This is a genomic window from Thermaerobacillus caldiproteolyticus (genome assembly GCF_013761245.1).
Classification (GTDB): Bacteria; Bacillota; Bacilli; order Bacillales; family Anoxybacillaceae; genus Thermaerobacillus; species Thermaerobacillus caldiproteolyticus.
On the sequence record NZ_JACDUT010000001.1, the window covers coordinates 444,986 to 465,156 of the forward strand.

Here is a 20,171-nt window from a genome sequence, read left to right on the forward strand (position 1 = left end):
TCTTTATTTATGAACGGATTGGTACCTTTTCTTCATCGAGTTGAAACGCTTCGTGTAACGCTTCCACTGCTGAAACCATGTTTGCTTCCTCAACCACCGTTGAAATTTTAATTTCCGATGTGCTTACCATTTTAATCTCAATTCCGCGCTCTGCTAATATTTGAAACATTTGCGCAGCCACTCCCGGATTGGAAATCATGCCGGACCCAACGATAGAGACTTTCGCTAAGTTGCTTTCATACTCGACTTTCGCTCCTTCCAGCGATTGTAATACTTGTAATGTTTCCTTTAAATCTTCTGTTCGAATTGAAAACGAAACAGACGTTGTCTCAGCACTTGTCACGCTTTGAATAATGATATCGACATTAATTCCACGGTTCGCTAATGCGGTAAAAATCGTTGGTAGTGTATGTAATCCGCTTGCGAGCCCTTGAACAGTAACTCTTGTAACTTGATCTTCAAATGCGATACCTCTCACGATTAAATGTTGTTCCATTGAAACTTCCTCCTTTACAATCGTGCCTCTCTCATTTTCCATACTCGAACGCACTTCTAGCGGCACTTGATAGTTTTTCGCAAATTCAACGGCGCGTGGATGCAATACCCCGGCTCCCAAATTCGCTAACTCAAGCATTTCGTCGTATGAAATCGCTTGGAGTTTTCTTGCTGTTTTCACATAGCGCGGGTCGGTCGTAAATACGCCGGTCACATCGGTATAAATGTCGCATTTTTCCGCTTGTAACGCCGCTGCCAACGCGACCGCCGTTGTATCGGAACCACCGCGTCCGAGCGTCGTAATTTCTCCATTTTCTGTTACCCCTTGAAAACCTGCAACAATGACAATCGCCTCTTCCTCAAGATGGCGACGAATACGCGCTGTATCAATATTGATAATGCGCGCATTGCCATGAATCGCTTCCGTAGTTATCCCTGCTTGCCATCCAGTCAAGGAAATGGCTTTATATCCTTTTTCATGCAATGCCATCGCTAAAAGTGCGATGCTCACCTGTTCTCCTGTCGAAAGAAGCATATCCATTTCTCGTTTGCTTGGCTGCTTGGAAATTTGTTTTGCCAACTGAGCAAGCTCATCCGTCGTTTTTCCCATTGCAGACACAACAACAACAACTTGATTCCCATTTTTTGCTTCTTCTACTACTCGATTCGCTACGTTTTGAATACGTTCAATTGAACCGACTGATGTTCCACCAAACTTTTGAACAATGATAGCCATTCTCCTCATCCTTTATCCTGAAATAATTCGGTATAGAAATAAAAAAACAGCAATGAGAGGTCTCATTGCTGTGCATAACGAAAAAATACGTTCGCTTTACACAGTGAGATAGCTCTCCAAGATGAATCATCTTGACAGTCCTACATTTCTTAAACGCAGGACCAGCGAAAAAAGCAATGAGACTTTTTTCGCTTCGGCGACGCTCCCCTTTCAACATTCGTCTTCGGAACTCATTTTCCTCAGAATGCCTACTCTTGAAGTTCGCACCTCTATCTTCACTTCAGCGCTCGGAAGTGTATGAATATGCAATTTAGGGAAATCATATCAAACTTTTATTTCGTTGACAATATTATTCTCGCAATTTCTCATAAATTTTTTTGGCTACCGCCAGTGGAATGTTCGCTTTCTGTAATTCTTCCACCGTTGCTTCTTTCATGTTTTTGATGGAGCCAAAATGTTTCAATAACGCTTTCTTGCGTTTTTCACCGACGCCCGGAATATCATCCAGCACCGATTGAAACAGCGATTTTCCCCGCATTTGGCGATGGAACGTAATCGCAAAACGATGGACCTCATCTTGAATGCGCTGCAATAAATAAAATTCTTGGCTGTTTCGCTCTAATGAAACGATTTGCGGTGGATCGCCCATAATCAATTCAGATGTGCGATGTTTTTCGTCTTTCACAAGACCGGCAAGCGGAATATCGAGCCCTAATTCGTTTTCAAGCACGTCACGCACAGCGGCTAAATGCCCCTTTCCCCCATCGATAATAATAAGGTCGGGAAGCGGCAATTGCTCTTTTAGCACACGCGTATAGCGTCTCCTTACGACCTCGCGCATCGACTCGTAATCATCAGGGCCTTCGACCGTCTTAATTTTATATTTGCGATATTCTTTTTTCTCCGGCTTGCCGTCAATAAAGACGATCATCGCGGAAACAGGATCCGCCCCGTGAATATTTGAGTTATCAAATGCTTCAATGCGGTGCGGCGTCGGAATTCCAAGCGTTTTTCCTAAGTTTTCAACCGCTTTAATCGTCCGTTCCTCATCACGCTCAATTAAATAAAATTTTTCTTTTAACGCGATTGCCGCGTTTTTGCATGCTAAATCAATAAGTTCTTTTTTCTTTCCCTTTTTTGGCTGAACAACCGTTACCTCTAGCAGCTTTTCCGCTAATTCACCGTCAATATCCATAGGTATGATGACTTCTTTCGGCTTGAAGTGATTCGCTTTTGTATAAAATTGCCCTAAAAATGTTAACAGTTCTTCATCCGGGTCTTGATACATTGGAAACATCGAAACGTCGCGTTCAATTAGCTTTCCTTGACGAATGAAAAACACCTGAACGCACATCCACCCTTTGTCATAGGCATAACCGAATACATCGCGGTCGACGAAATCGTTCAACGTCATCGTTTGTTTTTCCATTGTTGCTTCAATATGAGCGATTTGGTCACGATATTCTTTAGCCCGTTCAAATTCAAGCGCTTCGGCCGCTTTCATCATTTTTTCCGCTAGCTCTTTTTTCACTTCTTTATATCCGCCGTTTAAAAATCGCACGATTTGTTCGACGATCTCTTTATTTTGTTGTTCGGAAACAGGATGCACGCACGGCGCTAAACATTGTCCCATATGATAATACAGACAAACTCGGTTTGGCAGCGTCGAACATTTCCGAAGCGGATAAATACGGTCAAGCAGTTTTTTTGTTTCATTCGCCGCTTGCACGTTCGGGTATGGGCCGAAATATCTTCCGTGATCTTTTTTTACTTTTCTTGTAATGATGAGGCGAGGATGCTCCTCTGCCGTAATTTTTATAAACGGATAACTTTTATCATCCTTTAGCATGACATTATATTTAGGGTCATATTTCTTAATCAAGTTCATTTCTAAAATAAGCGCTTCGACATTGGATGATGTGACAATATATTCAAAATCGGCAATTTCATTGACGAGCCGCAGCGTTTTTCCATCATGAGTCCCCGTAAAGTACGAACGCACCCGATTTTTTAGTACTTTTGCTTTTCCTACATAAATGACCGTACCATTTTTATCTTTCATTAAATAACAGCCCGGTTGTTCCGGAAGTACGGCTAATTTTTCTTTTAAGTGATCATGCATCATAATCACTCCATTATTTTAATCTATCCATTCATATAAGGTGATGTTCCCATATACCGGATCCGCCAGTGTACTTGAATGATACGTTTTCACTTTGCGCAAATGTCCGGCAAGAGAAATTCCTTGCGCTCGAAATCCTTTTATGACATGATCTGTCATATAAATTTTAACATGTTGATAGTTCTCCTTGTCCTGTAAAAAAAATGAAAAATGTAACACTTGCTTATGGGGAAAATCAACGTGAAGATATTGTAACACCCTCGTTTCTTCCCACGTATACAACACGAAACGTTCATTGCTGTTTTGTAAATCATACGCCAACTGATACGTTGCTGGCAAGCGAGATGCTTGTTCTCGCACATTGAACGCTCCGACGATGAGTTGAGCGGTCAAAATCATCACCGCTAACACCAGCCGATTAGCAGATACTGTTTTATTAAAATAACGCGCCCATCCGTAAAACAAAAGAAGATGAATGAGCGGAACAATGTGGCGGGGCTTGTCAATGTTTTGGGCTAATAATGCCCAAAGAAAATAAGCGAAGCCGGAAAAAACAAGCCAACGTGAAAACATAAATGAGCGGGATTGGCGAGCACATATCAGCATAACGATATATAACAAAAGCAACAACACTGTTTTACTCGCTACACCTATCCAAATGATATTATAAAATATAAATTGGATGATTCTCTGAAAAAATGATTGCTCATCGCTCGTAGCTGCACCGCCCCATTCATGAAAATGACCATTCGTAAACGAAAAAGCAAGCTTCAAAAAGGATTTGAAGCTTCCTTCCGTGGCAGCAACCGCCGTCACCCAAATAAGTTGAAAGAGAAAAAAGGCAAGCAAAAAGAAAAGAATTCTCCTCACGTTTCGATTCCGTTTCCAATCTTCATACCATAAAAATGCGATGGCAACTCCAAAAGGAGCGTATGAAAGGCGAATTCCCATTAATAGGCTAAAAAAGCCTAAGGGAAGAAGTTGCGTCCACCACGCGGTATTCTCTCTTACTCTCTCTATCGCCCACCAATACCACCATAAAACCGCTAATGCTGCTCCTTCTGACATTGGCTGGTCAGCAATGACCATCACATAACTTGCCGATTGAATGAGCGCAATGATGAGCAATGTTATTTTGGTTGAGTGATTCTTTTTAAGAAGGAAAAACATTGGGATCGTTGCTGATAACAAGGCAAGCACATTAAACACAGATAAGGCTTTCGCAGGATTATCAATGAACGCGTGAACAAACATACCGCCAAGAATGAAATACGGATACCCCGGAAAATGCGGTTGCATTGCCAATAAATCATAGCGGTCTAACGCAAGTACGAAATCAACTTGATCCCATGTGGCAGCATAAGAGCTTGCATAACGAATCCCAACATAAAATACGATAAATAAGATGAACAAACTAAAATATGACACAAATCGATTATTTCCCAGAAAATGTTTTACCATGTTCCTCACCTTTACAAATGAAAAAGCACAAGACAACAGCGTCTTGTACTTTTTACACAACATTTTTTGTTTTTGGTCCAAGCGCTTGAGCGTCCGCTTCTTTTTGCTCCGCGTTTCTTGTTTCTTTCGCATGTCGACTGGTGACTAATAAATAAATAACGACAAAGTAACCGACGTAAGCAATGACCTCTTCTAATGACGGCATCGCCGAATACCCGAACAGCGCTTTTAAAAATACACCGACATTTCCTGAGAAAATCGGCGCAACTCCGTGGTCACGAAGATAGTGTTCATAGTCAATCGGATGTTCAGGTAACAGCCATGTCAAATCGTATACATGCGGCATAACGCTGCCGATGATGTTTAAATCTTGAAGCATGGAAATTCCTTGAACTAACAGCCCTGCAGCAATCAAAATAATGAACGCACCTGTCACCTTAAAAAATGTTTTGAGCGGTACGCGCATTGTACCTTTGAAGAAGAAGTAACTGACAACTGCGGCAATCATAATGCCTGTTGCCGCTCCCCAGCCTTGCATCGCTGCTCCAAGGTTTCCATGCGTGATGGCAGCAAAGAAAAATACTGTTTCCACACCTTCACGAAGCACGACTAAAAACGAATGAATCACCATGCCGACGACATTCTCTGTCGTAATAAATCTATCCATCTTTCCTTCGACACTTTTTTTCATGTCGCGACTATGCTCTGCCATCCAAAAGACCATTTGCGTTAACAAAATCACAGAAATAAACATAATCGCGATTTTTAAATACGTTTCGCTTCCCATGACCGCAAACCCTGTAAAAACGACCTGGAAGAGCAGCGCAACACCAGCGCTCGCTAAAACAGCCAATCCAGCCCCTAGCCATACATATTTCGTATATTCTTTATGATTGACACGCTTTAAATAAGACGTAATAATTCCAACAATAAGCAGAGCCTCTAACGCTTCACGAAACGTAATTAACAGCGCTTGAACTTCCATGCGATGATCCCCTTTCCTACCGAACGATTATGTTCGTCTTCGCCGTAGCGAATAAATGACCACTCCACCAATGACAACAATGAGAACAACAAGCGGAATCCAGTTTTTCAGCTTCGATAAATCGGTCCAGTCTTTTTGCTGCACTGCTTCCGACTTTTCCGTCGCACTTTCAGAAAAATGTCCGACTTTTAAACTTTTTAATCCAAATTGTTTTTGTAAGGATGTTAAAATGATGTCTTCGCTTTTCTTAAATTGGTCGATATTCGATTGTTTTTGGCCGACACCAAACAATCCAGGATTTCCTAATGATTGCAATGCTTTGTCGAACTCGTCTCTCATTTGTTTGTCAAGCGCCGCATCTTTCGCTTGCACGATCGGAGACAGTGCTTCGTATGTAGCAAATGCTTTCGCTAACAGACGCTTGCTTGTATCGTATTGGTCAAAATTTTTCTCGATGTTTTCCAAACGCCGCGCGATATTTAAAACGAGGATTTTTCTCATATCTTTCAATACGGTTTCTTTCTCTTTCGCTTTGATCGCTGCTAACACAGCCTTCGATGGCTCTGTTCCCATATGCATATCTATTTCTTCTTTCACTGTTTCAAAAATCTCTTTTGCCTCAGCAAAATTAGGTGGTTGTTGATTCAATTTTTCAGCCATTTGCTTATATACTTCCGCGACTTTCTCTTCGTTTGGGTCACCATATGAATAAGCAAACGCAATCGATGATGTATGATTGAAAATGAATATCAATAATAAACAAAAAAATAAATACAATCGCTTCATCTCTAAGTTTCCTCCTACACGATTAATGATAATCATTATCATCTTATGTGTCAATAAAAAAGATTACAGAAATTCCCTTTACTTTTTTAAAAAGTAAAGGGAGAACATCATTCGTTATGAACAATTTTTTGTTTCATCGGTCGGAAGTAAGTGAGCATTCAGATCAATTTGTACCTTTTCTACGGGTCTCCTCATTTCTTTCCAAATCGCTGGAAGAACGGCGGTAAGATAGGCGCGAAATTTAATAAACGATTTCCCTGTTGTTCGCACTTGATAGCGGATCGGTACTTCTTTGACACGAAACCCTTTGCGAACTAAATTTAGTGTCAGCACTTGCGCATAATTGTAATCGTGAATAATTTCTGCATGTTCCATCGCTTGACGGGAAAACGCACGCATTCCTGATTGTCCATCATAAATCCATGTTCGCAGCAACACCGATTGCAATAGCGTAAAGCAATAATTGCCGAGGCGGCGATGTAACTTCATCCCCTGAATCGTTCCAAGAAAGCGAGCCCCCATCGTATAGTCCGCCTCTCCATTAAAAATGGGGGCAAGTAAATCAGGAATTTGGTCAGCTGGATATTCGTTATCAGCATCAATCATCACACCGATATCCGCTCCGAGACGTATGCATTCTTTCAATCCTTGGCGCACCGCTGCCCCAAGCCCGTAATTTTGGCCCATTTTGTAAATATAATCTGCTCCTGCCGCTTGTGCGACCGCCGCCGTTTCGTCGGTTGAGCCGTCATCGATGACTAAGACGTTCACTTCGACCAATGGATGAAACTGGCGGGGGATTTTTCTAATGACCTCACCGATGGACTGTTCTTCATTGTACGCGGGTAAAAACACGATCACTTTTTGTTTCTTCATGCTGTTCCCTCTTTCGAATCGCTTCGATTAATACCGGGCCACGACTATGACTCGGATAAGGAGCTCCTAACAAATACGCAATGGTTGGCGCTAGCGATACGAGACTTTGTTTTTCATCAATTCGCTTTCCTCGTTCAATAGCTGGTCCATACATAAAAAATGGCACATATCGTTCCCCTTCATCAAGATGGCCGTGTCCGCCAATGCCATCAGCTTGTCCATGATCCGCACAGATGATGAGCGTCGCGTTTTTCAATTTTCCTTGCTCTTCAAGCCATTCCACATACTCTTGAATTAATGCATCAGCTTCTTCGATTTTTTGAATGTATTCATCGTACAAGACCCCGCGGCTATGACCCGTTTGGTCTGTCGCAATCAACTGCACGACGAACAAATCGGGATCTTGCTCCTTCATAATGAGTTTCGCGCGCTCGATAATGTTTCGGTCGGCAACATCGTTATGCATGACCGCCGTTACTGTTTCAACATCATCACCCAGCGAATCGACAAGGTGGGCAATGCCTAACAGTCGACCGGTTTTCCCGACTTTTCGTAACGAATCAAAAATGCTTTCGACCTTGATCCCGAGTTTCCATACCATATTGGACTTGATGCCATGTTCAAATGGATATGTTCCTGTAAACATCGATGTAAAACAAACGACCGTACGAGCTGGATATACCGTTTCCATTTGCGTAAACTCCGTCCCATTTTTACGTAACGATTTTAAAAATGGCGCGTTCGCTTGCTCAAAACGGTCTTTCCGCATTCCGTCAATGACAATCACAATGACCTTATCATTTAATGCGCGTGCAGGGATATCGACATTGTTCGTATACGTCGGAATCACGTTTGGCTTCCAGTCAAATAGCTGCTTATGTAAAACAAACGAAAACAAGAAGACGCCTGTATAATACATCACAAAACTAGCGATATTCAGCGTTTGCCATCCGCCTTCGATCTGCTCATACGCATATTGCCATATCGACAATAAAAGCAAAAACTTCGGAAGTTGCTCTTGCGCGTTTCCGCTTGTCGAATCGCTATTTTTCAATACCAACTTCCAAAAGCGGGTGAAGTTCCACCATGTTGTCCCGATGCGCAAATGGTAATAAAGCGTTCCCCAAAAAAACACGGTAAAGAAAAAATACAAACCAATCGCTAAAGCGATTAATGAAAGGTCAGCAAACCGCCAAATGATTAAAAAGCCCACATATGGAATCCATAGATAATTCCGCAAAAATAACGGATAATCGTATATATAATAGATAACAAGAAGCGGCAACATCAATAGAAAACTAGACAAAAGCTGCTTGACATTCTCAACATTTCCGAGATCAGTCAAATGATAAAGCACCATCGTGCCTATAACAAAAATGGGGGTAAATGGTTTCCCTTCATTTAACAAGTTCCAGCATCTTGCTGCTACTTTTTCAACTTTTGATGCTTTTTTCATATTCCCTCACTCCCTTCTTCAACAATGAACGAACAAGCTGAACCTCTTTTGGAGATGCAACAAAAACTACAAGCCCAATAATATAAGAAAATGCAAACTTAAACGCATGAGTAACAATGGCCGCCATGTATGCTTTGTCCCATAACGGCACAATTCTCGTTATCGCAAATGCCATCACTGCTTCATACGTAGCTAGACCGCCCGGGGCGATTTGAAACACTTGACCGGATACCGTTACGCTATTTACCCATACGGACTCAAAGATTGATAATGATAATCCCAGCATATTGGCCATCTCATATATCACAATCGCTTCACAAATCCAACTGAAAGCAATGAAGCTTACAATATATACTCCACGCCGCCCTACTAATGCATCCAGAAACATGTGCATATGCTTACGAATAAATTTGACATTCCATTTTCGCAACAAAACAGCAACGATCATGACCGTCCCAGTAATGCCAAGAAAGATAAACATGCTTGTCCTGATCGGGAATCGATTCAAATACATGTACATCCCACATGCCGAAAAAAGACATAACACAAGCATATCCATTATCCGCATAACGGCAACAGAATGAATAGATTCATCGACTGATACTCCCCTCTGCTTCGCTAAAACAGCAACACGAGCAATATCCCCTATTTTCATTGGTGCAAGATGATTGATAAGTAAACTCATAAATAATCCTTTTAAATAAACAGTGAGAGAAATGTCTTTTCCAACATACGATTTCCACACTAGTGCCCGCAGCCAAAAGGAAACACCGTATACAACAAACATCACTGTCAACTTGTCCGGCGCCGTTAGCAGCAGGTGAAAATGGTCAAGGAGCTTACTCCCCTCAAAATAGTGATACGTCAGCCATAAAAACGTAACGACAAGTCCGATCCCTATAAGCCTTATGGTGATTTTTCCATACTTATGCTTCATAGTTTTTTGCCCACGCAATCGTTTTGGCCAGCCCCTCCTCAAATGAAACGGTCGGCTTATATCCAAAGGCTTGTTGCGCCTTTGTAATGTCGGCCCATGTCGCTTTCACATCACCAACCCGTTCAGGGGCATATCGCACTTTCATCGTTGGAAAATGCTTTTGTAAATGATGCAACAATTCTTCCATAGTAACCGGACGCCCTGAGCCTAAATTAAACACATCGTTTCCCCCGCGTCTATGTAGCGCCGCCACCATTCCATTCACGATATCGTCGACAAACGTGTAGTCTCTGGCGGTTTTAGTTCCGTACACTACAATCTCTTCTCCGTTTAATAATCGGCGAATAAACTTACTGATTGCCATATCAGGACGTCCCCACGGACCATAAACGGTAAAATAGCGGAAAATCGTTAATTGATATCCGAACAAATTGGCGTACGCATAACAAAAAGACTCTGCCCCATATTTCGCCGCCGCATACGGAGAAATGACATTTCCCGTTGCCATTTCTTCTTTGAGAGGCATGTTTCCTTGATCGCCGTAGACGGAAGATGAAGAAGCAAACAGTACATGGCTGGCACCAGCTTTTCCTGCCGCATTTACTACGTTAATTGTCGCTTTAATATCGTAATCAACATACTCAAGCGGTTGAAGCAGCGAATTCGGAACGCCGGGCAAAGCAGCTAAATGGTAAACACAATCAGGTTGATAACGGCGAAACAAAGCTTCTGTTTTTTCGCCATCAAGCAGGTCAATTTCATAGACCGGGACACTACTACTACCCGTGAGTTCACGAAACTGTTGGCGCTTGCGTTCAGTAGAGTAGTAGGGATGGAAGTTATCAATGACAATGACGTCGTGTTGCAGCGAGAGCAATTTAGCTGCAAGATGGCTGCCGATAAATCCTGCTCCACCTGTAATGAAGATTTTCAATCGATTCACCTCAAGTTTATCGTTCATTCCTACTAGCATATTATCATAAGAAAATAAGAAAACAGAAACACCAAAATCTGTTTTTGAGAGATAAAGGCAAAAAGGGGCTTACCCAAAATCCGGAAACAGCCCTATGAATCACCGTATCATCCCTTTTGGAATCGCCCTTTTCCCGATGCCGCCATTATTTCGCTTTTTTCACAATGGTTTGTAATATCGTTCTTCATTAAGAAAGAACATTTTCCTCCTCTTCTTTGTTCTTCGCCTTTACTGCTTCTATGTTTGTGCTTGGTCATAAAGTGTTGTGTATGCTTGCTTATCTAGTCATCATTTATCATTCGTACCATGTTAAAAGCGCTGTCACAGCTGATTCATCTTTGCCCAAATTCTTCATAACTTATGTAATGCAGCTTTGGCTAAACCACATGCAAACACATGATTGATTGTTTTGGAATTAAATTGTCTTTACACCGATTTGCAAATCAAACTAGTACGCTTCCTCCGCTGCCTGTTTTTTCATATATGGGTAAACGGATTGATAGAATGCCTCCTGTCCTTCTGCTTGTTCGACTTTCGCTTCTTTTTCATCTCTTCTTTTGCCACATTGACTTGCCTTTGCCGCATCACCGTTTAAAAACGCTCTCGTCGCTAAATAAAATGTTTTTATTATGTTTTCTACTTGGTTGCTAAGCAGAAGCGCTAATTTATGATCTTTTCTACGACATTTCAACTTCAGTGAATTCCTCTTCCGTCGTGTTTACTAGATTTTTGCTGTAAGCAGCATCACGCCATGTTTTTCCGCCGCTGGCTGTAAAATTTCTTTCTTCTTTACTTGTCCATTTTCTTCGATTTTGGCAGACTTATGTTTACTGGTTGTATAAAATACTTTTTGCATTAATTTATCAAAAATTCGTTTCACTACCGTGGCGGAAGCAAACCTTCTTTTCCCGCTGCTAATGATGTAGTGATATATTGTCTTAAAATTCTTCGCCTCGCTTCTATACAAGCACGTGTAAATTGGTGTCATACAAGTTGAATGCCTTGATCAAAATCGACTTTTGGACTATCTTTTGCTTTTTCTAATTCCATAGCTGCTTGTTGGAATACGTCCCGTAATGATCTTCTTCTGCTTCTTTTTCCTCTGTTTCTGCTGATTTTCCTTCTTTTTGTTCAGAAGCAATTTGTCGTTTTCTTTGCCGCTGCTTTCCCATTATTGGAGCACGCGCCCCGATCATGCAAACGCAGCAAAAACAGCGATCATCTTTCACTTAACTAACTATGGAGTTCCCTAGATACCTTTTCGATAACGATTTTCATTAACATAAGCTGATTATAATAGAGAATGATTATTAACATCAATAAGCTTTTTGTAAAATAAAAATAACCCGCCGGATTTATCGGCAGGTTCTGCTTTTGTTTACACTTTAATAAATGAAGGGAAAAATTCATTTCCGATAATTTCTCCTTGTACGCTGCTTTCCTTTGACTTACTGTGACTCAATGGCAAAAGCGGAAATAACAATTCAGCAACACGGTATGCTTCTTCTAAATGTGGATAGCCAGATAAGATAAAATGATGAATCCCTAATTGTCGGTATTCCAGCAAACGTTTTGCCACAGTTTCCGGATCCCCCACTAAAGCCGTTCCTGCTCCTCCTCTTACAAGACCGACCCCAGCCCATAAGTTAGGGCTAATTTCTAAAGACTCTCTGCTTCCATTATGCAGTTGTCTCATTCTCTGCTGTCCTATGGAGTCATAGCGGGAAAATACTCGCTGCGCCTCTTGAATCGTTTTCTCATCCACATATTGAATCAGCCGTTCGGCAGCGTCCCATGCTTCCCTTTCCGTTTCACGAACAATGATATGAAGCCGTATTCCAAATTCGACCTTTCTCCCTTGCTTCTCGGCCAGTCTTCTCACTTCTGAAATCTTCTTTTCTACCTGCTCTGGTGGTTCCCCCCAAGTTAAATATACGTCCGCATGTTTTGCTGCTACGAGTTGCCCCGCCGAAGACGAGCCGCCAAAATAAATCGGAGGATACGGCTTTTGCACAGAAGGAAATAGAAGTTTTCCGCCTTTCACTTTTAGATGTTTCCCTTCAAATGTCACTTCTTCACCGTTCAGCAGCCCTTTCCAAATCGTAAGGAATTCATCTGTTGCTTCATAACGTTCATCATGGCTTAAAAACAGTCCGTCCCCACCGAGCTCTACAGGGTCTCCGCCAGCTACTACATTGATCAGCAGTCGTCCCCCGGAAATTCTATCAAGCGTTGAAGCCATTCTTGCGGCCAAGGTAGGAGACATCAAACCAGGGCGAACAGCTACAAGAAACTTTAATTGTTCTGTTTCCGTCGCAAGTGCTGCCGCTAACAACCACGGATCTTCGCATGATTTTCCAGTAGGAATCAATACTCCTTTATATCCAAGTCGATCCGCAGCTTGTGCAATTTGGCGAAAGTAGCTATACTCAGCTGAACGTCCTCCTTTTGTCGTTCCGAGATATCGCCCATCCCCATGAGAAGGAATAAACCATAAAATTTCCATTCTCCTTACCCCTTTCTATTTATTTAAATAGTCGGTTCCTTTCTTTCGATGGCTTTCAACAAACTTTCGACTCTTTCTTCCAGCTCTCTATCTAAAAATACATCTCCTTTCTCATTTCGCTGAATATTCGTATCTAAAATAAATACTCCGTGCAAAATTTCCTTTGCTCCCATTATGGAAAAAATCGGTTTAAGAGCATATTCAATGGATAAAAGATGGGCGATCGTTCCCCCCGTTACGACTGGGGCAATCACCTTACCCGCGAAAATCTTTTCTGGTAACAAGTCGAGAAAAGCTTTTAAAATTCCTGTGTAGCTTCCCTTGTAGACGGGACTTAACACAATTACGGCATCTGCATGGCGAATCAACTCATGAGTATGGGTAATCGCCTTGCTATTAAAGTTGCCATATAACAAGTCCTCCGCTGGCAATTCACGTACATCAATCAAAGAGGTGCGATGATTTCTCTCTATTAACTCCTTTTGTAATTGGTTCGTAATGGAAGCTGTTTTAGAATTTTTAGATGGACTCCCAGAAATCAATACAATATTGGCCATACTTATTTCCTCTCCTTTGTATGAAATCTATGTCCATAAACGCCGGCCTCTCGTCTTTACGTACGTTCTTATATGCTCCCTTTATACGTATCCTGCCAACGAAGCAATCGTTTTTCTAATAATCGGACAAACGAATCTGTCAGTTTTCCAACCGCTGCGAAAATGATAATGCCGACAAAGACAATATCGGTATTACTAAACTGCCTTGCATCCATCATCATATAACCGATTCCTTCTGTTGACCCCATCAGTTCAGCAACAACTAGCGCTAGCCACGCAGCCCCAAGGGATAAACGAATCCCTAATAAAATATTGGGAAGAGCAGAAGGTAAAATGAGCAGCTTGATTTTCTTCCATTGGCTGAAATGAAGAATGCGCGCTACATCAAACAGCTTTGCATCGACGCCGCGTATACCAAGAAATGTATTTACATAAATCGGAAAGAACGCTCCTTTGGCAATGAGTAAAATTTTAGACGCTTCTCCAAACCCAAACCATAAGATAAAAAGCGGTGCCACGGCAAGATGAGGAATCGTCCTCAACATTTGTAGAGTCGGGTCTAATACTCCTTCCGTTTTCGTCGAAAAACCTACGGCGATACCTGCAACAATGCCGAGACCAGCTCCCAATAAAAATCCTGCTGCTGCACGAAATACGCTAATTTTCAAATGGGTAGTCAGTTCTCCTGAAACTGCCAGATGGTAAAACGCTTGAACAATATCCAATGGAGTCGGCAATACCGTTTTGGAGACTGTACCAAGCATCCCCGTAAGCTGCCATCCAACAAGTAGAAGGAGCGGCAAAATTGCATGTGTAGCCCCTTTTTTTAAACTTTTCTTCCATCTGTCGTCTTTAAAAATAAAAATTCGCCCTACCCGCTCCTTTCGTACAAGGAATTGTCTAGCGGTCATGGTCGTTTTATCCATTCTTTTCCTCACCTTCCTTCTTCAGTTCTTGCAATGCTTTTTTAATAAATTGGTTATCGACTACTTTACTTGTATCAATCTTCGTTTTAATGACTTTTTGCGAATATTGAAAATCGGCCGTTTTCTGTTGAGCTTTGATAATGTCATCAGTAATAGGCTCATTTAATGCTGGATTGTTGCGCAACGCTTGCGCAACGACTTCCTTATCCAATTTCTTCGCTTCCGCATAAATAGAAACCGCTTCGTCAAAATGCTCATTCTGCCAACGTCGTGCTTTCTCGTACACTTTTAAAAATTGAACCGTTAAATCAGGATGTTCCTTTGTAAACCCGGATCGTGCGATCACAAACCCCGGCGAATAAACATGAAGAGTCTCTCCGTCTGCCAGCACCTTCGCTTTGTTTTTAATTGTTTCATAGGAGATATACGGCTCCCAAATCGCCCAAGCGTCCACTTTGCGAGTTTCAAAGGCTGCTTGGGCTTCATCTGGTTGCAGCTGAATCATTTCCACATCGGATGCCTTCAATCCGGCATGCTGAAGTGCTTCATATAAAAAATTAAATCCGCTGCTGCCTTTGGCAACGGCAATCTTTTTTCCTTTTAAATCCTTCAAATCCTTGATTTTGCTTCCTTTTGGAATGAGGATAGCATCTCCTTTTAGCCCGTCGGAGCTTTTGCTGATTTCTTTAAAATCAATGTTTGCAGCTTGAGCAGAAATAACGGGAGAATTCCCCACAGCGCCAAAATCGAGATTATTCGAAGCCATTGCTTCAAAATGTGGAGGTCCACTTTGAAACTCGGTCCACTTGACTTTCACGCCTTCTTTTTCAAATTCTTTTTCAAACCATCCTTTTTCTTTTGCTAATAAAAGTGGACCGAGGCTTTGTTGAATTCCTATTCGAATCGTGACATTTTCTGTTTTCTTCTTCGATCCAGTAGCAACATTTTCACTGCTACATCCAAAAACAAATGAAATAAGCCCGATCATCAACAGAAAAGCCATTCTTTTTCTCACCTTGAAACTTCCCCCTCTATATTAGATTCCAAGTCCCTCCATCAAAGGAGGAGCTTCTATGGTTTCGAACTCTTTCAACACGTTTTGTCTCATTTCTTGAAAAGACGGATGAGCCCGTTGTCTCGGAAACGGTAAATGGATGGGAATGATTCTGCTGATCCGCCCTGGTTTTGCCTTCATGATGACTACTCGACTCCCTAGATAAACAGCTTCATCCAAATCATGAGTCACTAAAATCATCGTTATGCGCTTGTTCCTCCATACTTCCAAAAGAACATCCTGCAAATGTTTTCTTGTAAACGCATCAAGTGCACTAAAAGGTTCATCTAGTAACAATATTTTTGGTTCTCGCAACAGCGCTCTAGCAATCGAGACTCGCTGTGACATTCCTCCCGACAATTCCTTTGGATAGGCTTTCTCAAACCCTTTCAGCCGGACAATATCAATCAATTCATCTACCTTTTTGCGAATTTCCCGATCTCTCAGCGATAAATTTGCAGCAATATTTTCTTCGACGGTCAACCACGGGAATAGGCGATGTTCTTGGAAAATAAATCCTTGATTCGTTCCCGGTCCTTGAATAGGAACGCCATTCATTTCCACGATCCCGTTGTAATCCGCATCAAGTCCAGCAATGATTTTTAGCAAGGTGCTTTTTCCGCAGCCACTTGGACCAATGACAGTGACAAATTCTCCATCGGCAATCTCTAAATGGATATCCTGAAGAGCATGAACCGTCGTCTGTCCTTTTCGGAAAGACTTATCTCTTATATGAATCTGTACACCCAAAAGCGATCCCTCCTTATCATCCTTGTGCTTGGTTTCAATCCTTTACTATCTACATTCTTGATGCGAAGCAAATTTTATTTATTATTCCTATAGGAAAACTATGTTTAATAGAAAGAAAAAAGGTCTTTGATGCATGAAACATCTCATGTCATCAAAGACCTTCGGTATGTCCGATCAGCCCGTTAACTTTATACAAACTTTTCCTATCGGTTTTATTGTATACAAATATAAATGATTTTTGTTAGTCAGTCAACGTTTTTTTACATTTATTCTCAAATTATCCATCCTTACTTCTATCTATAATCTAGAGAGAAACTTTTTTGTAAATGAGAGGAGAGCTCGTCTCATAACTTATGAAACCGCCAATAAATGTAAGATGTAAAAAAGAGGCTCAGACGATTGTCCGAACCTCTTTTAACTCCATCGATTACACATGTTTTTCTAACAATTGTACAAGCGCTTCTTTTGGCTGGTATCCGACTACTTTATCTACAACTTCGCCGTTTTTGAAAACGTACAAAGTCGGAATGCTCATTACGCCGTATTTTGCTGCAGTTTCTTGGTTTTCATCGACGTTCACTTTCACTATTTTTACTTTGTCTCCCATTTCTTGATCTACTTCTTCTAAAACAGGTGCGATCATTCGGCAAGGTCCGCACCAAGGAGCCCAAAAGTCGACTACTACAACTCCCTCGCCTGTTTCTGTCGCAAATGTTTGATCAGTCGCATTTACAATTGCCATTATCCATTCCTCCTATTCATAACTATGTGCATGTAAACAAAGTATATCATTTAATCGATGCAGGTGCTAACTTTTTGCTTCACTTCTAATATTCGCTTTCACAAGATAATTATGCTTAAGAAAAAAACGGGCTTCTCACCCGTTTTGAAAATCGTTATGAACGCACTTTCAGCTTTTTAAACTCTTCCGTTAAAAGCGGTACAACTTCGAATAAATCGCCGACAATGCCGTAATCCGCCACTTTGAAAATGTTTGCTTCAGAGTCTTTGTTAATGGCGACAATGACTTTGGAGTTGGACATACCGGCTAAGTGTTGAATCGCTCCGGAAATGCCGCACGCGATATAAAGATCAGGAGTAACCACTTTTCCAGTTTGGCCAATTTGCAATGAGTAGTCGCAATAGCCAGCATCGCACGCACCGCGTGACGCCCCAACGGCGCCTCCTAACACTTCGGCTAATTCTTGAAGCGGTTTAAATCCATCCGCGCTTTTCACGCCGCGACCGCCAGCGACGATGACTTTCGCTTCCGATAAGTCGACACCTTCAGCTGTTTTACGGACAACTTCTTTAACAATTGTACGCAGGTCTTTAATATTAGCGGATAGGTTCGTGACATTCCCTGAACGTGCTTCATCCCGCTCAAGCACTGGAATATTGTTTGGACGAACGGTAACAAAAATTACACCATCGGTGACGATTTTCTTTTCAAACGCTTTTCCAGAGTAAATCGGACGCGTAAACACTAAGTTTCCGCCCGCTTCTTCTACAGCAACGACGTCGGAAACAAGACCGGAGTTTAATTTTGTCGCCAATTTTGGCGCTAAATCTTTTCCTAACGCAGTATGACCAAAGACAATTCCTTCCGGTTTTTCTGAATCGATAACTGCCATGAGCGCTTGGCCATAGCCATCGGAAGTGTAATGATTCAATTTCTCATTTTCAACAGTGACGACGCGGTCTGCTCCGTAATAAATAAGCTCATTGGCATATGACTGAGCGCTCTCTCCGAGCAATACAGCCACGACTTCTCCGCCTTGAGCGATCGTTTTCGCGGCAGCAATCGCTTCAAATGAAACGTTTCTTAATGATCCGTCACGAATTTCTGCTAATGTTATTACTTTTCGACTCATGTTCCATCCCCCTGTTTGCTAAAATAAACGATTGCGATTCTTCACATCATTAAACGACTTTCGCTTCTGTGCGTAACAGCGTGACAAGCTCCTTTACTTGATCCGCCAGCTCGCCTTGAAGAATTTTTCCTGCCTCTTTTTTCGGCGGCAAGAAAACTTCGATTGTTTTTGTTTTCGCTTCTACATCATCTTCTTCTAAGTCCAAGTCATCTAACTCTAATTCTTCGAGCGGCTTCTTTTTCGCTTTCATAATTCCTGGCAAAGAAGGATAGCGCGGTTCATTTAACCCTTGTTGCGCTGTCACCAGCAATGGAAGCGATGCTTCAATGATTTCTTCGTCTCCTTCAACATCGCGAACGATCGTTACTTTTCCACCATCAATGTCAAGCTTCGTAATCGTCGTCACGTAAGAAATGCCAAGCAATTCAGCGACGCGCGGGCCGACTTGTCCTGAGCCGCCGTCAATCGCCACATTTCCAGCTAAAATTAAATCTGGCTGCTTATCTTTTAAATATTCGGCAATAATTTTTGCAGTGGTATATTGATCTTGTTCTTCTACATCATCTTCGACGTTGATTAACACTGCTTTATCGCATCCCATCGCCAATGCAGTGCGCAATTCTTTTTCCGCGTCCTCATTTCCTACGGTAATCACGGTAATTTCTCCGCCATGCTTGTCGCGAACTTGAATCGCCTCTTCAATCGCGTATTCATCATACGGATTAATAATAAACTCAGCACCATCTTCATTCACTTTGCCGTTCGCAATGACAATTTTCTCTTCTGTGTCAAACGTGCGCTTCATTAAGACAAAAATGTTCATGAAAGCCCCTCCTTATGTTTATGAAACATTTATTCAGTTTTAAAGATTCTGTAAATTTAAGTTGCTATTTTCCTTGAAATTGCGGAGATCGCTTTTCGATAAATGCTTGTACGCCTTCCTTTGCATCTTCGGATGTAAACACGTTTCCGAACAGCTCTGCTTCATAGCGGACCGCTTCATGAAATGATTTTTCCTTCGCGGCGTTTAAAAGTTGAAGCGTAGCGCGAATGGAAATCGGGCTTTTTTGCGCGATTTTGTTTGCTAATGTTTTCGCTTCCTCCAGCAGCTGTTCTTCTGGTACCGCCCGGTTCGCCAGACCCCATTGAACCGCTTCTGTGCCGGTAATCGGCTCACTTGTCCACATCATTTCTGCCGCTTTTCCGGAACCAACGTAACGGGGTAATCGCTGTGTTCCGGCAAATCCCGGAATAATGCCCAGCTGCAATTCCGGCAATCCGAGTTTGGCGTTTTCTGCAACTATACGAATATGGCAACTCATCGCCAGCTCCAATCCACCACCTAATGCAGCTCCGTGGATGGCGGCAATGATCGGTTTTGGAAATTGCTCTATCTGCTCCATGACTTGTTGACCTGCACGTGCCAACTCCGCTGCCTGCTCTCTTGAGCTAACAGCTGTAAATTCTTTAATATCGGCACCAGCGGAGAAAAATCTCCCTTCTCCATGAAGAAGAATGACCCGAACTTTGTCATCGGTCTCTAATTGTTCTAACAGCATTGAAAGCTCTTTCAAAACAGCGGACGATAATGCGTTGGCCGGAGGGTGCAAAAGAGAAACAGTCGCGACAAATCCCTCCGTATTCGTTTTGAAAAACTCCATGTTCTCCCTCTCCCCT

General features: G+C 42.0%; 21 protein-coding genes and 1 riboswitch. All 21 genes read right to left on the reverse strand.

The features are described from left to right. Positions 1-7: 7 nt before the first annotated feature. The 21 genes from HNR31_RS02300 to HNR31_RS02390 all read right to left on the reverse strand — a co-directional run bounded on the left by HNR31_RS02300 (position 8) and on the right by HNR31_RS02390 (position 20,155). Entirely contained in the window at positions 8-1,231 is a 1,224-nt protein-coding gene (locus tag HNR31_RS02300; RefSeq protein ID WP_181554629.1) for an aspartate kinase, read from the reverse strand. A 101-nt stretch (positions 1,232-1,332) separates the two neighbouring features. Then, positions 1,333-1,511, reverse strand: a riboswitch (Lysine riboswitch). Positions 1,512-1,580: 69 nt separating this feature from the next. Then, a complete protein-coding gene (uvrC, locus tag HNR31_RS02305; protein ID WP_181554630.1) occupies positions 1,581-3,353 on the reverse strand; it encodes an excinuclease ABC subunit UvrC in 1,773 nt (590 codons plus the stop codon). A gap of 18 nt (positions 3,354-3,371) precedes the next feature. Beyond that, entirely contained in the window at positions 3,372-4,814 is a 1,443-nt protein-coding gene (locus HNR31_RS02310; RefSeq protein WP_181554631.1) for a nucleoporin-interacting protein, read from the reverse strand. 52 nt (positions 4,815-4,866) lie between these two features. Continuing rightward, positions 4,867-5,799, reverse strand: coding sequence for an FTR1 family iron permease (locus HNR31_RS02315; RefSeq protein WP_181554632.1), 933 nt, complete (start codon positions 5,797-5,799; stop codon positions 4,867-4,869). A 27-nt stretch (positions 5,800-5,826) separates the two neighbouring features. Then, a complete protein-coding gene (locus HNR31_RS02320) occupies positions 5,827-6,585 on the reverse strand; it encodes a hypothetical protein (RefSeq protein WP_181554633.1) in 759 nt (252 codons plus the stop codon). Positions 6,586-6,699: 114 nt separating this feature from the next. After that, complete coding sequence (locus HNR31_RS02325; RefSeq protein ID WP_181554634.1) at positions 6,700-7,461, reverse strand: glycosyltransferase family 2 protein; 762 nt, start codon at positions 7,459-7,461, stop codon at positions 6,700-6,702. Then, positions 7,418-8,917 carry an alkaline phosphatase family protein gene (locus tag HNR31_RS02330; protein ID WP_181554635.1) on the reverse strand — a complete coding sequence of 500 codons (1,500 nt, stop codon included), beginning with the start codon at positions 8,915-8,917 and terminating at the stop codon, positions 7,418-7,420. Before HNR31_RS02330 ends, HNR31_RS02325 begins: the two co-directional genes overlap by 44 nt. Beyond that, a complete protein-coding gene (locus tag HNR31_RS02335; protein ID WP_181554636.1) occupies positions 8,895-9,854 on the reverse strand; it encodes a lysylphosphatidylglycerol synthase transmembrane domain-containing protein in 960 nt (319 codons plus the stop codon). Before HNR31_RS02335 ends, HNR31_RS02330 begins: the two co-directional genes overlap by 23 nt. Continuing rightward, positions 9,844-10,788 carry an NAD-dependent epimerase/dehydratase family protein gene (locus tag HNR31_RS02340; protein WP_181554637.1) on the reverse strand — a complete coding sequence of 315 codons (945 nt, stop codon included), beginning with the start codon at positions 10,786-10,788 and terminating at the stop codon, positions 9,844-9,846. Before HNR31_RS02340 ends, HNR31_RS02335 begins: the two co-directional genes overlap by 11 nt. Before the next feature lie 487 nt (positions 10,789-11,275). Then, positions 11,276-11,518, reverse strand: coding sequence for a hypothetical protein (locus HNR31_RS18530; protein ID WP_258560990.1), 243 nt, complete (start codon positions 11,516-11,518; stop codon positions 11,276-11,278). A gap of 30 nt (positions 11,519-11,548) precedes the next feature. Further along, positions 11,549-11,815: a hypothetical protein gene (locus tag HNR31_RS18535; RefSeq protein ID WP_258560991.1), complete on the reverse strand. Its 267-nt coding sequence runs from the start codon at positions 11,813-11,815 to the stop codon at positions 11,549-11,551. A 52-nt stretch (positions 11,816-11,867) separates the two neighbouring features. Further along, positions 11,868-11,999, reverse strand: a complete 132-nt coding sequence (locus HNR31_RS18540; RefSeq protein WP_258560992.1) for a hypothetical protein — start codon at positions 11,997-11,999, stop codon at positions 11,868-11,870. Positions 12,000-12,205: 206 nt separating this feature from the next. Then, positions 12,206-13,333 (reverse strand): FMNH2-dependent alkanesulfonate monooxygenase, encoded by a 1,128-nt coding sequence (gene ssuD, locus HNR31_RS02350; RefSeq protein WP_181554638.1) that lies wholly within the window; start codon positions 13,331-13,333, stop codon positions 12,206-12,208. 23 nt (positions 13,334-13,356) lie between these two features. After that, positions 13,357-13,890 (reverse strand): NADPH-dependent FMN reductase, encoded by a 534-nt coding sequence (gene ssuE, locus HNR31_RS02355; protein WP_181554639.1) that lies wholly within the window; start codon positions 13,888-13,890, stop codon positions 13,357-13,359. Between the two features lie 68 nt (positions 13,891-13,958). Then, the gene (locus tag HNR31_RS02360; RefSeq protein WP_181554640.1) at positions 13,959-14,816 is read right to left on the reverse strand and encodes an ABC transporter permease; all 858 of its coding nucleotides are present in this window, start codon (positions 14,814-14,816) and stop codon (positions 13,959-13,961) included. After that, positions 14,809-15,819: an aliphatic sulfonate ABC transporter substrate-binding protein gene (locus tag HNR31_RS02365; RefSeq protein WP_258561002.1), complete on the reverse strand. Its 1,011-nt coding sequence runs from the start codon at positions 15,817-15,819 to the stop codon at positions 14,809-14,811. The genes HNR31_RS02360 and HNR31_RS02365 overlap by 8 nt, the downstream gene beginning before the upstream one ends. Positions 15,820-15,852: 33 nt before the next feature. Then, positions 15,853-16,620, reverse strand: a complete 768-nt coding sequence (locus HNR31_RS02370; RefSeq protein ID WP_181554641.1) for an ABC transporter ATP-binding protein — start codon at positions 16,618-16,620, stop codon at positions 15,853-15,855. A gap of 427 nt (positions 16,621-17,047) precedes the next feature. After that, positions 17,048-17,362: a thioredoxin gene (trxA, locus tag HNR31_RS02375; protein ID WP_181554642.1), complete on the reverse strand. Its 315-nt coding sequence runs from the start codon at positions 17,360-17,362 to the stop codon at positions 17,048-17,050. 154 nt (positions 17,363-17,516) lie between these two features. Further along, positions 17,517-18,494: an electron transfer flavoprotein subunit alpha/FixB family protein gene (locus tag HNR31_RS02380; protein WP_181554643.1), complete on the reverse strand. Its 978-nt coding sequence runs from the start codon at positions 18,492-18,494 to the stop codon at positions 17,517-17,519. A gap of 49 nt (positions 18,495-18,543) precedes the next feature. Then, complete coding sequence (locus tag HNR31_RS02385; protein WP_181554644.1) at positions 18,544-19,317, reverse strand: electron transfer flavoprotein subunit beta/FixA family protein; 774 nt, start codon at positions 19,315-19,317, stop codon at positions 18,544-18,546. Between the two features lie 64 nt (positions 19,318-19,381). Continuing rightward, entirely contained in the window at positions 19,382-20,155 is a 774-nt protein-coding gene (locus HNR31_RS02390) for an enoyl-CoA hydratase (protein WP_181554645.1), read from the reverse strand. Positions 20,156-20,171 lie beyond the last annotated feature (16 nt).

What these genes read in the sequence shown, in the direction of transcription:
- HNR31_RS02300 (WP_181554629.1), bottom strand. Translation starts at nt 1,231, where the DNA reads ATGGCTATCATTGTTCAAAAGTTTGGTGGAACATCAGTCGGTTCAATT.
- uvrC (WP_181554630.1), bottom strand. Translation starts at nt 3,353, where the DNA reads ATGCATGATCACTTAAAAGAAAAATTAGCCGTACTTCCGGAACAACCG.
- HNR31_RS02310 (WP_181554631.1), bottom strand. Translation starts at nt 4,814, where the DNA reads ATGGTAAAACATTTTCTGGGAAATAATCGATTTGTGTCATATTTTAGT.
- HNR31_RS02315 (WP_181554632.1), bottom strand. Translation starts at nt 5,799, where the DNA reads ATGGAAGTTCAAGCGCTGTTAATTACGTTTCGTGAAGCGTTAGAGGCT.
- HNR31_RS02320 (WP_181554633.1), bottom strand. Translation starts at nt 6,585, where the DNA reads ATGAAGCGATTGTATTTATTTTTTTGTTTATTATTGATATTCATTTTC.
- HNR31_RS02325 (WP_181554634.1), bottom strand. Translation starts at nt 7,461, where the DNA reads ATGAAGAAACAAAAAGTGATCGTGTTTTTACCCGCGTACAATGAAGAA.
- HNR31_RS02330 (WP_181554635.1), bottom strand. Translation starts at nt 8,917, where the DNA reads ATGAAAAAAGCATCAAAAGTTGAAAAAGTAGCAGCAAGATGCTGGAAC.
- HNR31_RS02335 (WP_181554636.1), bottom strand. Translation starts at nt 9,854, where the DNA reads ATGAAGCATAAGTATGGAAAAATCACCATAAGGCTTATAGGGATCGGA.
- HNR31_RS18535 (WP_258560991.1), bottom strand. Translation starts at nt 11,815, where the DNA reads ATGACACCAATTTACACGTGCTTGTATAGAAGCGAGGCGAAGAATTTT.
- HNR31_RS18540 (WP_258560992.1), bottom strand. Translation starts at nt 11,999, where the DNA reads ATGGGAAAGCAGCGGCAAAGAAAACGACAAATTGCTTCTGAACAAAAA.
- ssuD (WP_181554638.1), bottom strand. Translation starts at nt 13,333, where the DNA reads ATGGAAATTTTATGGTTTATTCCTTCTCATGGGGATGGGCGATATCTC.
- ssuE (WP_181554639.1), bottom strand. Translation starts at nt 13,890, where the DNA reads ATGGCCAATATTGTATTGATTTCTGGGAGTCCATCTAAAAATTCTAAA.
- HNR31_RS02360 (WP_181554640.1), bottom strand. Translation starts at nt 14,816, where the DNA reads ATGGATAAAACGACCATGACCGCTAGACAATTCCTTGTACGAAAGGAG.
- HNR31_RS02365 (WP_258561002.1), bottom strand. Translation starts at nt 15,819, where the DNA reads ATGGCTTTTCTGTTGATGATCGGGCTTATTTCATTTGTTTTTGGATGT.
- trxA (WP_181554642.1), bottom strand. Translation starts at nt 17,362, where the DNA reads ATGGCAATTGTAAATGCGACTGATCAAACATTTGCGACAGAAACAGGC.
- HNR31_RS02380 (WP_181554643.1), bottom strand. Translation starts at nt 18,494, where the DNA reads ATGAGTCGAAAAGTAATAACATTAGCAGAAATTCGTGACGGATCATTA.
- HNR31_RS02385 (WP_181554644.1), bottom strand. Translation starts at nt 19,317, where the DNA reads ATGAACATTTTTGTCTTAATGAAGCGCACGTTTGACACAGAAGAGAAA.
- HNR31_RS02390 (WP_181554645.1), bottom strand. Translation starts at nt 20,155, where the DNA reads ATGGAGTTTTTCAAAACGAATACGGAGGGATTTGTCGCGACTGTTTCT.